Origin of the sequence: Nitrosospira lacus (assembly GCF_000355765.4) — a bacterium.
Taxonomy (GTDB): domain Bacteria; phylum Pseudomonadota; class Gammaproteobacteria; order Burkholderiales; family Nitrosomonadaceae; genus Nitrosospira; species Nitrosospira lacus.
This window is the reverse complement of record NZ_CP021106.3, coordinates 1,458,434-1,472,698: the sequence shown is the minus strand read 5'-3', so window position 1 is coordinate 1,472,698 and position 14,265 is coordinate 1,458,434. Positions and strand designations below refer to the sequence as shown.

Sequence of the window (14,265 nt, the reverse complement as noted above, 5' to 3'; positions counted from 1 at the left end):
GTTCACCTTAACGTGCGTAATTTCCGTTTCTTGAACTGACCCCCGATATCATCACCGGCCGTCTGCGCCGTGGCGTGTTCCGCAGCGTCCCGGAACTCAACGCTGCCATCAAGGAATACATCGCCATGCATAACCACTCCCCCAGGCCGTTTGTCTGGACTGCCAAGGCCAATGATATCCTGCAAAAAGTCAATTGGGCCAATCGCCATTTAAGCTCCAAACAGAATGACCCACTACACTAGCGTATAGTCTCCTGGACCAAACCGCTGACTTCACAACGAGTCGCACGCCTCGAACAGTTCCGCGTGGACACTCCAGACCATGTGCTTGCGCCTGTCATTATAGGTAACCCACCTTAGGTCGCGCCGGTAAGCGTCGTTATGTGGACTAGGTCCACCTTCTCCTACACTGCCGATCCCGCCTATCGGGCGAAATCCTATCCGTTGCACCAATCCACGAAGCGACTCCTCTGCTGTACCCAACTCAGTGCCGTACGCGCCATAGCCCAGCCAGTTGCTACGATCGACGAAGCGCTCGTCCTGATCGAAGGGGCTACTCAGTAGTAGCAAGCCACCGTCGTGTATTCGATGTCGCAGTGTACGGAGAAACACCTCCAAGTTTGGCACGCGTTCAATCACTGCCGAGCATACGATCCCGTCGAAGAGACGGAAGGGAAGGCACTGTTCGTCAGCGACCACGAAAACCACGTTGTTGCGAACAACAGAGGACACATCCACAACGATCTCTGGATCTCCTACGTACTTTCCGGAAACCGTCGCCTCCCCCACGCGAAATGAGACGCGGCGATGCCGTTGTATCGTTTTGGCAACTCGAATATGAGTTTCGGAGGAATCAGCACCTACGACAACTCGAGCTTTCCGCGCGAGTTCGTGGGAGAGTCTTCCCACCGAACACCCTAGGTCGAGCACTGTAGCGCCAAGTGGGAGTTTAGTGAAGAGCATCTCGGCCATGGACCGATAGTACATATTGTTTGCTGAGCACGAATAGAAACCCGTGACGTCGTGCAGATCGAGATGGGTGCGCGCCGCCTTGTCGTCCGCGATCACGTCGCGAAAGTGGGTCTGAATGTAGGCGCGCGCATAAGCCTCGGTGTTATACCGTCCTCTGCCAAAGTCATCCTTCCTTCCGGCCGAATGAGGTAGTCCAGAAAAGAATCCTACACCATCCTCTACACGGAAGTTGCGTTCGCATCGCAAGCAATGAAGTACCCCGGCTTCGAATGTTGAGGTCATTTCAGAAGCCACCTCAATCTTACCTGTGTAGGGCACAGCTTCGAGAGGGGGCGCATTGGGAGCGTCATTTACACAGACGGGACAGACCAAGTCACTGCCTATGAGGTCCAAACGCATAGAGTTCTCCTGGGTGAAAAAGACATGGCAATGACGTTACTCCTCCCCGGGCGGGCGATGCACCTTCATCTAATGGTCCTAAGATTCGGGCTCTCTGAAAATCCTAAATGGTGCGCGTATCCCTCACGCAGGGTGTCGCAAACTTTTCATATAGGCAATCGCCTGATCAAGTGCTCCCGGGATCTGTCCATCACTCACATAGAAAAAATGCTTGGGCTCCTCAAGCATGAAAGTCCCACGAATGCCCATCGTTATGAAGGTGCTGTCTCGCGGCACCAAGACGACGGCCTTACGAGCTAGGGTGGGATCCGCGCAAACGACCCCATATTCCATCGCAACCGACGAAGACCCTGGTGTCAACAGAACAACTATATGTTCAGCGATACGCATAAGTGCATGCACGCGAAGAAACAGGTTCAGAATGTCACGTGCATGGGTCATGGAGGTCATACACTCAAGTCCGCTCAGCCGCAACTGATGGCAAACCATAACGGTGCGTTCAAAGGGCAGAATTGGCTGTTCCGTAGCCAAGCGCTCCAAAACTGCTGTAGGATCGTCGAAGAGACGAATTGCATAATCTGCTGGAAAGAATGCCCCCAATATAAGGACGCGAGGCCGGGGAGCAGTACGGATTCCGAATCGCCCTTGTAATGGGATTGGAGCGACGCGGGAAAATCGCTGACTATCAACACAATCACATAAATCGTACGTTTCCCCCTCAATGAAGGCTTCTAGACTGCTAGCGCTCCGTCCGTTCTCAGAACAAGGTTTATTGAAAACCCAAGCTAGATACCTACTCGTGGTTTGTAATCCGTACATATCGAGAACTGTCATGCTTTGATGAAGCAACGCCCTCCCACGGCTACCATCGGTGTACAGACTTAATTCACGAGAGAAAAGCGGATAAGCGAATGTACGCTCACCGACCGGAACATGAAAGTAGTAGCTTGGCGACATAATGTTACGGAGAATCGAATCGGCCAACCCACCCTTTAACACGGGGTACTGATTCATAATGCCTTCGGGGGAGCGGTGCTCGCGTACAGGTTGTGCTCGGCAATATAGGCAATAAGCTCAGGAGTCAGTAGCGGAGTCGGTACTCCGCGAGTAAGCTGATCACGGATCTGCGTTGATGACGCGCCTCGAATTCGCGGCACAAACGATTGAACAGTGCACCCGGCTAGAGTGCTATAAACGATCGAATCTTCGTCGCGTAGGCACACAATGAGTTGCCGGACCACTTCAAGTGAGTGTTCTGGGAACTGTGCGACATACCATTGTAGGGTACTTGTGCCTAATATGAGGTAAACATCATCACCTGGATGCGCTTCCTCAATGGTGCGGTGAATATCCCACAATTCGGCATTCTCAAACCGCTCGTTATCTTTTGCTGAGAATTGGGTGAGAACACCAGGGTACGCTCCAAAAAGCAAATCAATCATTTTCTGACGATGAACTAGATTGACCAAAGCCTTATATTTGACGAGCCGGTCGGCTACAACATAGACCAAATCTAAGCCAAACTCCTGCATTGCATCCTGCACGAGGAATAAATGCGCAATGTGTGGTGGGTTGAAACTCCCAACGAACACACCGATTCGAGATCTCCGAGCCTCGCGCGAAGTAACAGCCATGGTTTCACCCAAAGCATTTCAAGGGAATTCTGCACCAGCAGCGACCTTCCCGATATAGACCGACCGTGGATGCATCACACCAGTTAGGCCACTTTTCTGCTGTTTGCGCTGCTCAGCGATATGAGCACTCCAGCCCGCGATACGGGCACAGGCAAACACCGTCACCAGGAGGTCTGACGGCACCCCGACTGAACGCAAGACGAGTGCAGAATAGTATTCCACATTCGTCAGCCATGGGTGTTCAGGTTTGTGATACCTAAGGAAACTGAGGATCCGCTGCTCAAGATCGTGTGCTTTGGCATGCATCTCGGGATCCAAGACCTGAAGCATACCCTTGAATATCTCAGATCGTGGATCTATGGTCTCATACACAGGATGACCGAATCCCATGAGTCGCAAACCTTTTGCCAGCTGATCACTGCACCACTTCTTGATATCCGCAGCGCATAGAGCTTCATCGATTTGGTTCAATACAAGGGGTGGGGCCCCGCCATGTAGCGGCCCTTGAAGTGCGCAAATTGCGCCTATAACAGCAGGATAGTAAGTGGCGCCTGTTGAGGCGATGACACGTGCGTTCAAAGTAGAGGCATTCAGGGCGTGCTCTGCCATCAAGACCATGTATGTATCCATAGCCTTTGCATGTTGCTCACTCGCTTTTTCACCGCTAAGCATATAGAGAAAATTTGCGGCATGACCAAGCTCTCGAACCGCTGGCAGAGGCTTTAGGTGCTGTCTGAGACGGTGGGCTGCCGCCACAATCGAAGGTAACGTCGCAACGCAAGATATCATGGTCTCCAATTCTGACTTCGCATCATCCCAGATTGCGCCCTCAGCAGCCAATACCGCCTTAACCACGTCAATTGGACGTGAATGGGATGGGAAACAATTCAAGACAGTCTGGCTGAGCTCAGAAAGGCATCTGCTGTCTACAAAACCGCGCCGGAAGTCCTCCCGCTCTCTTCCTCTTGACAGAGAACCGTGCAATAGTAAGTAAAATATATCCTCAAACTCTGCATCTCGTGCCAACTCCTGAATACCGACGCCCCGAATGAAAAGTCGTCCGGTCCTTCCATCGATTAGACTAAGTTCGGTCTGTGACGCGATCAACTTATCGAATTGTACTTTTGTTGCTCGCATAGATTTCTCAAAGGCATTGTGCGGATTCACCCGCGCAGGGTATTGCTCCCTTGGTTTCCTAAATGTGCATCTCGCACGACTGGAAAGGAAAGCCCCCGCCGCTGACGCGAGTCGGCCCTGTTTTTCTAGGGCCTGTTAATACTTATTTCGTACCCGCGTTGCTACACAAAAAACGCGGATGCCGCGTTACGAGGCTTGGCCATAGGCCCACTATGGCCTGCGCTTCGCGCCTTGCCTCCGCGTTTTTTGTGTAGCAACCCGAAGGGACAGGACCGTCGCGGGTGCAAAATAAGTGTTAATAGGCCCTAGAGCAAGTGCTTAACAGCATCCTGCTCGCTAATCAGCTCAGCTAATGTTCTCTCGATTCGATCTTGACTGAATTCGTCGTCGAATTTCAACCCTTCGACGATGGTGTACTTTCCTCCGCTGCAGGTAACCGGGTAGCCGAATACGACGTTCTTTGGAATATCATATTCGCCGTTGCTCGGTACCCCCATCGTGACCCACCTACCTTGCGTGCCCATAACCCAGTCGCGCATGTGGTCGATCACTGCGGTTGCTGCACTACCGGCGCTTGATTGCCCCCGTGCTTCGATGATCGCCGCGCCCCGTTTGGCAACAGTAGGCAGGAATACATCCTTGTACCAAGCATCGTCGTTTATGATGTCTTTGACACTCTCGCCTTCCATGGAAGCAAACCGATAATCCGGGTACATGGTAGAACTATGATTGCCCCAGACAGCCAAACACTTGATTAAGGAGACAGGCTTACCCATCCTGGCGGCGAGTTGACTGAGGGCACGGTTGTGATCCAGCCGCAGCATAGCCGTGAAGTTCTCCCGAGGCAGGCTCGGCGCGCTCTGCATCGCGATCCAAGCATTTGTATTCGCTGGATTCCCAACGACTAGCACTTTGACATTCCGGCTCGCGACAGCGTCGAGTGCCTTACCTTGAGCGGTAAATATCTGTGCGTTGGCGGCTAGAAGTTCTGTTCGTTCCATACCCGGACCCCGCGGCCGGGAGCCCACTAGAAGCGCATACTCAGTGTCCTTAAAGGCGACGGCAGGATCGCTATGGGCTTCCATCCCATAGAGCAGTGGAAAAGCGCAATCTTCCAGCTCCATCATTACACCTTTTAGTGCTGCCTGGGCCTTCTCGTTCGGAAGTTCGAGCAATTGCAGTATAACTGGCTGATCTTTTCCTAACATCTCGCCACTGGCGATGCGATAAAGCAAAGCATAGCTCACTTGACCGGCAGCACCGGTGACGGCAATCCGAACTGGTTTCGTGCTCATTGCAGCTCCTAGTTAATACGATAGAAATCGGGTAACCTAGTGTAGTGAGTCATTCTTATAGAAACTATTATAGATTGGCCGGTGCGTGTCCACGCTAGCACAAAAATCAGGGTCCGGTAACTCCCGTACCCGATGGATGAGATAATAGTATCAAGTTCCTCCTGGGTGAGATCGATCATGTATCGTGCATACTCACCGTCATAACCTTCTTCGATTGTGCCAGTCGTGTAATCAGCTGGAACGCGCTGCTCGCGCTTGTGATAGCCAGATTTGCGGATCGGGCATCTACCCTCGCTATGCCTATATCGCCATTATCCATAGTGCAAGCGTGGGTCGTCCAAAATGGCTTGCCCTGAGAACGAACTTTTTCTATTTTCTGAGAATGTTAAGATCAATTCCAACTCCTGTCATACGGTCATATGGCGGTCACCCGGCATTATCAGTTGTGTGCTGGAGCATTTCTATATGTTCAGAAATGAAAACCCTAAAATAAGGATTTCAAATCATCAATAATCAACTTACGATCCTTGATATTGACTGTGAAAAGCTTAACCACTAACTCTCGACAATTACGAAACTTTATATTCAGTTTTCTTGGACATAGCTGCTCTCAAGAATACAGATATCAATATAATTGGGCAACGATATACCTTATCATCTACGACTGCAGCCGCTGCTTGACGGCTTGGCCTTAAGCCCGGATGCCATCCAGTACTACGCCCATAGCGTCATCCGATCCGAGATCTTTCAACTGACTCGGCGTGACGAACGCAATCGCTATTTGCACCTGGTGGCATTCGTCGCCCACCAGTATTACCGGCTGCAGGACAATTTGGTCGCGGTGCTGTTGACCAGCGTGCAACGGCTACAGAACACCGCCACGCGCCAACACAAAGAGCAGTGTTATACCCGACGGGAGCAACACCATGAATCCCTGAAAGCTCTCGTCGGCTACCTGGACAGCGGAGCGGTTGAGATGCTGGCCGCCATCAAGACGCTCACGCAGGACGGTACGCTCACAGACGAGGAAAAAGTTCGACGCATTCGCAGCGTGCTTGATAGCCGAATGATTCCAGAACCTATGGATGCCAAGGCGTTGGGAGAACTCAAAACCAACGTGAATGGCTTGCTGAAAAACGACGTGGTCAAAAGCGATATCCACTCCACCGACGCCTTTGGCTACAGCGAGGCAATCTTCACCGCCAGTTTCCTGGTGGACGTTGCTTATGCCCCGCGGTTCAAGAACCTCAAGCGCCAGCGCCGCTATCTGTTCCGCAGCCGCAAAAACGTGGGTCAGTCCGAGTGGCGCATCAAACCCGACGCCTACCGCGATACGGATTTGATCATCGCCCAGTGGGACGACATCCTGCACTTCATCGCGACGATCAAACTCAAGGAAATCACCGTCTCGGATATCTTCCGGCGCCTGAATTCCTACTCCAAGCAGCACGGGCTCTACCAAGCCCTTAAGGCGTTCGGCCAGATCCCAAAGAGCCTGTTCATTCTGCGCTACATCGATGAACCGGAGCTGCGCATGTCGATCGAAAAAGTGCTCAACGGCATCGAGCACGTGCATCGCTTCACCCGCGCTGTGTCCGTTGGCAGCCCACGGGAGTTTTTGAACGCCGAAAAGGAGGATCAGAAGCTCGCCGAGGCCTGCAAGCGCCTCATCAATAATTGCATTGTCTGCTGGAATTACCTGTATCTGTCGCAGCAGTTCGCCGCCATCGACGACCCCGCCAAACGCGAGGAATTCGTCCAGGCGCTGCGGCACGGCTCCGCCGCCTCCTGGCGCCATGTGAACCTGCTGGGGGAGTATGATTTCTCCGACGCGCGACTCAAGGATTCCGTCGGTATCAAGCCTCCAAAATTGATCGACTAACCCACCTCGAATTTTGGGAGTTCATGAATCCTGGCTTTCTTCCATTGCTCAGTTGGTTATGCAAACTCCTGTGGGACTTTACGTACCTTTGTTGGAATTTGACCTGTATTCCGGTATTTGTTGTTGGTTATACTGTTTTGATCTGGATGACGGACAATCCGTTATTGCGAAGATCAAGCAGGACGTGAGCGCCAGGCAGGGCAGGAGGAAACGCCGATCATGCGGTGCCGGCCACGCCGGAAGCGGTTATGCAGCAAGCACGCAAGGTTGCACCGGTGCATAAGAGCACCGGGCAATTGACTTTGTTTGAGGGGAGCTTTCTCGGGTCGAGAGCGTGATCAGACCGAGTCTTGCTGGATTGTTACAACCCGGTTGCGGAGTCAGGCAGTTGCGTGGCTGCGTGATTTTGATTGAGCTTGGCAGCCATTTGCCGATGCAGGGTTGCTGTTTGGGTGCTTGCTTCCACGCTTTTCTCATAATCACGAATGAGCGCTGCGGTATGCGATTGAAGGTCTTGAGCTCGCCGGCCATAGAGATAGCTCTTGTTTTCATATTGCTCCAGCAGCTCTTTTTGCTCCTTCACCTTTGCCTGCATCTGCGCCGCAGTATTCTCATAGAATTTTGCAATGGACTCATGGTCGCTGCGAGTGACGGCATTCTGAGCGGCAGCGCGGATTTCCGGGGTATCGATTGGCTGGGCTGCAACGACCGATGAGCTCGCCGAGCCCAGCATACCAATCACGGACAACGCGGCGATAATATTTCCAAATTTTGTTTTCATGGCGGCAAATCCAATTAGGATTAAAGTGACTTTATCCTACCTTAGTCAATACCCTGGGTATATTGGGGAAACCCTGATTTTCTACTAAATGTTTCCCTTAGTGAAAACCCTTAATTAAACATGGAATTGGATGTTGTGGCGATCATGATTACATGGTGCAGGCGAACTCCTGCCGCCGCTCTAAGCTATACCAAGCGGCATGGCCAGATTAGTCAGATTCCTGGTAATAAAAATTTCCTATTATGGGGTCGTCTCAGAAAACGGATCGCAAAGTACGTTAAGGCTGCGCGGAAGCCGGAATCCAACGGTAAAGCGTTGGAATGGATACTCCAAGGTTCTTAGCCACGTCCCGTGGCGGTACACCATTAGTTAACAGTTTCTTTGCAGAAGCGATCTTGCTGTCGGTCATCTGGCGTTTTCGGCCGCCCTTGCGGCCTAGCTGGCGGGCGACTTCCAGGCCGGCACGCGTGCGCTCTATCGTCAGTTCCCGCTCCATCTCGGCCAGCCTGGCCATGACATGGAAGAAGAAGCGGCCTGATGGGGTGCCGGTGTCAATGGCGTCGGTAAGGCTCTTGAACTGAACACCTTGCTTGTGTAATTCTCCGACCAGATCGACCAGGCTCTTGACACTACGGCCAAGGCGATCCAGTTTCCACACAACCAAAGTGTCGCCTTCACGCAGCATTTCCAACGCCTTAGCAAGTCCGGGACGCTCGGCCCGGCTACCGCCGACTTTGTCATCGAAAACTTTTTTGCAGCCTGCCTTTGTCAAAGCGTCGATTTGAAGATCAAGATTTTGGTCTTGCGTGGAAACGCGGGCATAACCGATCAACATGGCCTTTTAGCCTCTCGACTGCAACGGCAGCACGCGTAAGCGCGTACGATTGGGTTCGATGGTAAGCAACGCCCCGTCCTCTAACTCGGTCGCCATCTGGCGCAGGGCAACGATGACTTGTTTACTGATCACATCCGGACTGACGTCCTCGGCGCGGATTTGCACGACGCTGGGTTTCTCACCCCGGGTGGCGGCAAGGATCGCGCTGAAGTCCAGATCATGAGTAAGTACCATGTAATTGTTCGCGGCGGCAAAGGCCATGATTCCCGAATCCGGCGCGTTGTGCGCGCCCAGCTTTGACCAATGCGCCGCCTCGATGCCTGCCTCGGACAATATGCCCACCCAGCGCGGTGACAGGTTCATATCGACGAGCAGCTTCACATCGTGGCCAGCGTGACCTCGCGCTCTTCCGCACGCCACGCAGCGTAGCGAAGCGCTTGCATGATGTCCTCGCGTTCGAGATAGGGATAATCAGCAAGAATTTCCTCGATGCTGTGTCCCGCACCAATTTGGCCAACGATCATGCCGACCGTGACACGCATGCCACGGATGCACGCCTTGCCCCCCATCACGTCCGGTTGCTGGGTAATCCGATTAAGTTGTCCCATGCCCTGTTCCTTATCAAAACTCATTGCGATGGTAAGAGATCGAGAATAGTATTTCAAGAAGTATTTTTGAGAATTGTAGCGCCTTGATTCTGTGTACTGCATCGGTGACTGGACGAGGCTTATCAAAAACCCTCGTTTACAAGAGGGGCGCCTATGCCCCGTCGTTCAATCCTGTCCGCCGCAGGCTGGCGTGAGGTTATAATACTATTAATTACAAATAGTTAAAGATTCCGCTGGTTTGGGCTTAGAACCCCAATAATAGAATCTATCCGGATAAAGTGCCGATACAGCTTTGAGCGGCTTCGGGATTTCCTGTCGGCGGTGCAACTAACCCTTCGTTGCGAAAAGAGACGGGAATCTTCTCCAGGACTTGCGCTGTCTATTTATCATGTCGTGACGCGGAGTTTCTGGCCCACTTTATAGAGGTGTTTTTTATTGATTTGGTTTTCCTTCGATTTCTCCACATAATATAGCCGGTAGCAAATAGAACAAGAGGTGAAACACCGGCGACTACTTGCAGGATGCGGGTCGGCAGTCCACCTATTATCCCGATATGTATGGGGTAAAAAGTATTGAAAATGCGGGTTCCCGAAGGAGCCTGCGAGGCATTTTCGATAAGCAATACTTCACTCGTATATTGATCGAAATAGATGAAGCTCCGCCCGTTGGGATGGGATTCTTCCGGCATTTTCTTGCGCACGACCAGCGGCGCCTGGGGCGTTTGCGGAAAATTGATCCAGGTCGTGGGGGCAGGCAAAATATGATCGGCCCGATTCAAAAACTCATCAAGGGAAAGTGTTGCTCCCGCTACTCCAGAAGTATCGGAAAGAGGCGGTGCAGGCCTTGGCGGACTGGCTGTCACAAAATTGGTAAACTCGGCTACGGTTTTATTGAATACCAGGGAAACCCCGGTAAAGGCAATAATTACCAGAAAAAGCAGGGCATAGATACCCAATGCGCGATGCATATCAAAGATCAATTTTTTCCATGGGGCGGCCCAGCTGATTTTGAAACCTCGAGAAATATTTTTTATTCCGTTGGGTGGCCACCACAGAACGAATCCGGTGATACTCATGCAGATTAATAGCAAGGCGCTAACGCCGAGGATGTTTTTACCGCGTTCGCCAATCAGAAGCTCGGTATGCAGGAGGGCGATCCATCCGATAAGGGTATCTTCCTGCCGGTGTGCCCCAAGCAGTTCGCCACTATAGGGATCCGCATAAACGAATAAGCCATGCGCATCATTCATCTTCAGCAGGTAGGTCTGCTGCGGCGTGCGCGGCATACGCACAGATAGGAGTTTGTCCCGGGGGTAGGCCTGTTTGACGGCATTCAGTACCATCTGTACCGGAACCCGTTCATCGCGTACCGCCACTTCCATCAATTCGGGATAGATGAGCGCCTCGATCTCGTCCCGAAAAACGATCATGCTGCCGGTCAATCCGCTCATCACCAGAAACAATCCAGCCGCAAGACCGAGATAAAGGTGAAAATTGAAGACGACTCTCCGCGTTTTCATAACAGACCTTGAGTAGACATTATCCTAAATCCGGCAGTTGACCGCTCATTTATCAGGTTATAGCCATGATAAATAACAATATTTTGTGCTATTTGACCTTCGCCTTCCGGGTGAACCCGCTACGGGGCAGATTGTATAATTTTTGTGGCGCATGGCAGCGTTGCAGCTCCTTGGAATGGGGCGCTTCGGAGCGTCGCACGAGGGGCCCCCGCGAAGCGGGGATCGGGCAGCGCAGGGGATGCCGCGACCGCGCTTCATTGCGCCCGCATCCCCCTGCGGGGTCGCACCTTCCTGCGGAAGGCACTGCTCCACCCTTCGCGGTCGCACCATTCCGCGTCGTTGCGCCTTGCCCTGCACCCCAAAAACCACACACTCCGCCCCGTCCAACTGCCGGATTTAGGATTATAGAACCGCTGAACAAGTCCTCGGGGGGAACGAATTACCGGCAAACCCGGGATGATCCGGAGGTCTCTTCCGAGGGGAAGGCATTTCAGGCTCAGGAATCGGGTTCCGCCGCATCACCCCGAATCGTGGATCAGAATTCGACCCGAGCCACGGTTTTCAGCAGGATGGGAGCGCCCACGCCAAGCAGCCCATTGCCTGCGGTACTCCAGTAGCTGTTGTTGGTCGCATTGTCCAGCACCGCCTGAATCGTGGTACGTTTACCCGCAATGCGGGTAGCATAACGCGCACCCAGGGTCAGTATTACGTAGTCATCCACGAAGGCCTGGTTCGCATTATTAACCGGACGTTTGCCCACGTAATATACGGCGCCGCTGAGTGCCAGCCCCGGGACACTTTGCAGGCGATATTCCGCCATCATGCTGGCGGTGCGCTCCGGCGTGTTATCGGGTATCTTGTTGAAAGTCTCCGCGTTGGACTTGTTCAGTTGCCGGGCATCCAAGAACAGGGCGGACGCAATGAGCGACAACTGCTTCGTTATTTCGCCGGTGGCCGCCAGTTCTATGCCCCGATACTGCGACATGCCGTTCAAAACAAACCGATTGGCCGCATCCACTGTTGTGGATGAGCGTTTAATGTCAAAGGCTGCCACCTGCAGCAATATCCCCTGGGCAACTATCGCCTTGATGCCGATTTCCTTTTGCTTCGACAATGCCGGCGCCAGGATCTCACCATTATTGGCGCGGTTGGAGGGTGCCTGTCCGCTTTCCTCCATCCCTTCCAGGTAGCTGCCATATATCGATACGTTGGGAACAGGCTTATACATCAGCGATACTGACGGATTGACGGTATCGGCCTTAAAGTGGGTGGTGGCCCCGACACTCTCGTAGAAGCTGCCGCGCACCCCGACCATGGCTGACCATTTTTCGCCGATCAGGATTCGATCGGATAAATAGATTCCCATGTCCGTTATCTTCGATCGGTTTGGCCCGAAGGGGACGGTAGGAGACCGCTGTGCGATATCAATCGGGTGGTACAGATTCTGCGGCACATCAACCATGGTTGATGTGCGGGGGTCCTGTTTGCGGGAATTGCCGGTGAAGCCGAGTGATACCTCGTGCGTGATCCACTTCCACTGCAAGCGGCCGAACACTTCGGCGCGAATGTTCTCGTTGTCCCACACCTGGCCACGGTTGAAGAAAGTGCGCAATGTACCGTCACCCGTGACGAGATTATAATTCTGGAACTGAGAGAAGTTGCGGTCGCGTCTGGTTTGTGCCTTGCCGACCTCGAATAGCAGCCCCCAATTGTCGCTGAGCGCATAATCGGCGCGCAGCAGCAGATTGGTAGCCTCGGCGTCGTATTTCTGCCATTCGCCAGCGAGATTGAGACGATTATCCGGCACATGCGGCAAAGTGATGATACCGTTTATCGCCGCCGGCGCCTGGATTGCCGCCTGTTCGGAGACCTCCTTGCGGTAATGTTCCACATCGAACTTCAAGGAGAGTTTATCTGTGACCCGCCAGTCGAAAGCGCCGGCGGCAAGCGCGCGGGAACCGGAAAAATTGTGGATACCAATGTCTTGGCGGCCACCGAGCAGATTAATACGTGCGCCAAATTCCTGTTCGCTGCCGAAGCGCCGGCCAAGATCGACGTGGACGTTTGCGCCGCCGTAGCTGTTGGCCATTACGGAAAGGTTGGTAACGGGAACCCTGCCGGCGCGCTTGGTCACCAGATTGACGATACCGGATGGCGGCACGAAACCATAGTATAGTGATGAAGCGCCTTTGAGAACCTCGACGCGTTCCTTGTTTTCCATAGGCGTATCGATCAGGTTGATGATTGGCAGTGATCCATTCAGCCTGTAATTGCTGCGATTTTCCACCAGAATGCCGCGAATCGAAATATTGTCGTAAGTCGAGCCATTCAATTGTGAGCGCGTAACGCCCGCCGTATTTTGCAGAGCGCCGAACAGGCCTGTCGTCGCTTGTACATCGAGCACTTCCCGCGTCACCACATTGCTCGTCTGAGGCACATCCAGCGGCGCCATATCACGGAACGTCCCGACCTGAACCGAATCCGACTTGAAGCTTCCCACGCGCTCACCGGTGACGGTTACATCGGGAAGCTTCCTGTCCAGCTCGGTCACGCCGGAAATGTGCTTGCCGCCTTGCCCGGATTTGTCAGGAGTCTCCGCGTGTGACTGCTGAATCCACGATGCCAGCGAGAGCGCGATAAAAGCAGAATGCAAATTTGCTTTCATGGCGCCTTTCCATATTCAGGGGAAAATGGTGTCCTTTCCCTATTCAGGACAGTGCACCGCACATTGGCGGCATCCATCATGCTTGCGAGGTATCGGTTCAGGGAACGCGGCGGCACCGGCGAGGACTGCGATATGGCCTGGTCCTGCAGCAATGGCACCGAAATATTGCAGATGGGTAGCGGCGACGGAAACCGGTGCCGGGTTGTTTTCGGAGGATATAAATCCCCCGCCCTGGCGCGGCGCACAATTTCATGCGGGTTCACGGGATAATTACGCCGGGTCGCGTCGACCTGCACGTAATCGTAGTCGAGCAGCAGGCAGGGAACATACTTCAGCCTGATCTGGCAGGCCGCTTGCAGGCGGTGATGGCCATCCATGACCGCCAGACTGGTGCGTTCGAGGGCAATTGGCATGCGCCAAAGCTGCTCGCGCAAAATGGTATCGGCCAAAGCTGCTGCGTGATGGGGATAATGGCATTCGTGCGGGTGTATCTGCTTAACAAGCACAAAGTGAACAGGAAACGTACGCAGCATCGTCAG

14 protein-coding genes are annotated in these 14,265 nt (G+C 53.2%); 1 reads left to right on the top strand and 13 read right to left on the bottom strand.

Annotated features, from left to right (window positions below; translation table 11 throughout):
• Positions 1-2: 2 nt before the first annotated feature.
• The 6 genes from EBAPG3_RS15625 to EBAPG3_RS06550 form a co-directional block, all read right to left on the bottom strand.
• Positions 3-209 (bottom strand): hypothetical protein, encoded by a 207-nt coding sequence (locus EBAPG3_RS15625; RefSeq protein ID WP_040851568.1) that lies wholly within the window; start codon positions 207-209, stop codon positions 3-5.
• Between the two features lie 63 nt (positions 210-272).
• On the bottom strand, positions 273-962 hold the full coding sequence (locus EBAPG3_RS15395; RefSeq protein ID WP_227869295.1) for a methyltransferase domain-containing protein: 690 nt from the start codon (positions 960-962) through the stop codon (positions 273-275).
• Positions 963-1,493: 531 nt separating this feature from the next.
• Positions 1,494-2,384 (bottom strand): hypothetical protein, encoded by an 891-nt coding sequence (locus EBAPG3_RS06565; protein WP_040851569.1) that lies wholly within the window; start codon positions 2,382-2,384, stop codon positions 1,494-1,496.
• Complete coding sequence (locus EBAPG3_RS06560; protein ID WP_161493775.1) at positions 2,381-3,016, bottom strand: adenylyltransferase/cytidyltransferase family protein; 636 nt, start codon at positions 3,014-3,016, stop codon at positions 2,381-2,383. The genes EBAPG3_RS06565 and EBAPG3_RS06560 overlap by 4 nt, the downstream gene beginning before the upstream one ends.
• 6 nt (positions 3,017-3,022) lie before the next feature.
• Positions 3,023-4,141, bottom strand: coding sequence for a citrate/2-methylcitrate synthase (locus tag EBAPG3_RS06555; RefSeq protein ID WP_004175738.1), 1,119 nt, complete (start codon positions 4,139-4,141; stop codon positions 3,023-3,025).
• A 305-nt stretch (positions 4,142-4,446) separates the two neighbouring features.
• The gene (locus tag EBAPG3_RS06550; protein ID WP_085921947.1) at positions 4,447-5,436 is read right to left on the bottom strand and encodes a malate dehydrogenase; all 990 of its coding nucleotides are present in this window, start codon (positions 5,434-5,436) and stop codon (positions 4,447-4,449) included.
• A 634-nt stretch (positions 5,437-6,070) separates the two neighbouring features.
• On the opposite strand from EBAPG3_RS06550, the gene EBAPG3_RS06545 reads away from it, so the two are divergent.
• Entirely contained in the window at positions 6,071-7,318 is a 1,248-nt protein-coding gene (locus EBAPG3_RS06545; protein WP_085921946.1) for a Tn3 family transposase, read from the top strand.
• Positions 7,319-7,679: 361 nt separating this feature from the next.
• Here EBAPG3_RS06545 and EBAPG3_RS06540 read toward each other — a convergent pair whose 3' ends face one another.
• The 7 genes from EBAPG3_RS06540 to EBAPG3_RS06510 all read right to left on the bottom strand — a co-directional run bounded on the left by EBAPG3_RS06540 (position 7,680) and on the right by EBAPG3_RS06510 (position 14,259).
• On the bottom strand, positions 7,680-8,099 hold the full coding sequence (locus EBAPG3_RS06540; RefSeq protein ID WP_004176199.1) for a hypothetical protein: 420 nt from the start codon (positions 8,097-8,099) through the stop codon (positions 7,680-7,682).
• A 277-nt stretch (positions 8,100-8,376) separates the two neighbouring features.
• Positions 8,377-8,934, bottom strand: coding sequence for a recombinase family protein (locus EBAPG3_RS06535; protein ID WP_004176201.1), 558 nt, complete (start codon positions 8,932-8,934; stop codon positions 8,377-8,379).
• Positions 8,935-8,940: 6 nt separating this feature from the next.
• The gene (locus EBAPG3_RS06530) at positions 8,941-9,315 is read right to left on the bottom strand and encodes a DUF5615 family PIN-like protein (protein WP_040851745.1); all 375 of its coding nucleotides are present in this window, start codon (positions 9,313-9,315) and stop codon (positions 8,941-8,943) included.
• Positions 9,312-9,542: a DUF433 domain-containing protein gene (locus EBAPG3_RS06525; RefSeq protein WP_004176205.1), complete on the bottom strand. Its 231-nt coding sequence runs from the start codon at positions 9,540-9,542 to the stop codon at positions 9,312-9,314. The genes EBAPG3_RS06530 and EBAPG3_RS06525 overlap by 4 nt, the downstream gene beginning before the upstream one ends.
• 379 nt (positions 9,543-9,921) lie before the next feature.
• Entirely contained in the window at positions 9,922-11,061 is a 1,140-nt protein-coding gene (locus tag EBAPG3_RS06520; RefSeq protein ID WP_004176207.1) for a PepSY-associated TM helix domain-containing protein, read from the bottom strand.
• A 535-nt stretch (positions 11,062-11,596) separates the two neighbouring features.
• Positions 11,597-13,726, bottom strand: a complete 2,130-nt coding sequence (locus tag EBAPG3_RS06515; protein WP_004176209.1) for a TonB-dependent siderophore receptor — start codon at positions 13,724-13,726, stop codon at positions 11,597-11,599.
• Positions 13,723-14,259: a ParB N-terminal domain-containing protein gene (locus EBAPG3_RS06510; RefSeq protein ID WP_051048958.1), complete on the bottom strand. Its 537-nt coding sequence runs from the start codon at positions 14,257-14,259 to the stop codon at positions 13,723-13,725. The genes EBAPG3_RS06515 and EBAPG3_RS06510 overlap by 4 nt, the downstream gene beginning before the upstream one ends.
• Positions 14,260-14,265 lie beyond the last annotated feature (6 nt).

What these genes read in the sequence shown, in the direction of transcription:
- EBAPG3_RS06535 (WP_004176201.1), bottom strand. Translation starts at nt 8,934, where the DNA reads ATGTTGATCGGTTATGCCCGCGTTTCCACGCAAGACCAAAATCTTGAT.
- EBAPG3_RS06520 (WP_004176207.1), bottom strand. Translation starts at nt 11,061, where the DNA reads ATGAAAACGCGGAGAGTCGTCTTCAATTTTCACCTTTATCTCGGTCTT.
- EBAPG3_RS06515 (WP_004176209.1), bottom strand. Translation starts at nt 13,726, where the DNA reads ATGAAAGCAAATTTGCATTCTGCTTTTATCGCGCTCTCGCTGGCATCG.
- EBAPG3_RS06525 (WP_004176205.1), bottom strand. Translation starts at nt 9,542, where the DNA reads ATGGGACAACTTAATCGGATTACCCAGCAACCGGACGTGATGGGGGGC.
- EBAPG3_RS15395 (WP_227869295.1), bottom strand. Translation starts at nt 962, where the DNA reads ATGCTCTTCACTAAACTCCCACTTGGCGCTACAGTGCTCGACCTAGGG.
- EBAPG3_RS15625 (WP_040851568.1), bottom strand. Translation starts at nt 209, where the DNA reads ATGGCGATTGGCCCAATTGACTTTTTGCAGGATATCATTGGCCTTGGC.
- EBAPG3_RS06565 (WP_040851569.1), bottom strand. Translation starts at nt 2,384, where the DNA reads ATGAATCAGTACCCCGTGTTAAAGGGTGGGTTGGCCGATTCGATTCTC.
- EBAPG3_RS06550 (WP_085921947.1), bottom strand. Translation starts at nt 5,436, where the DNA reads ATGAGCACGAAACCAGTTCGGATTGCCGTCACCGGTGCTGCCGGTCAA.
- EBAPG3_RS06555 (WP_004175738.1), bottom strand. Translation starts at nt 4,141, where the DNA reads ATGCGAGCAACAAAAGTACAATTCGATAAGTTGATCGCGTCACAGACC.
- EBAPG3_RS06510 (WP_051048958.1), bottom strand. Translation starts at nt 14,259, where the DNA reads ATGCTGCGTACGTTTCCTGTTCACTTTGTGCTTGTTAAGCAGATACAC.
- EBAPG3_RS06540 (WP_004176199.1), bottom strand. Translation starts at nt 8,099, where the DNA reads ATGAAAACAAAATTTGGAAATATTATCGCCGCGTTGTCCGTGATTGGT.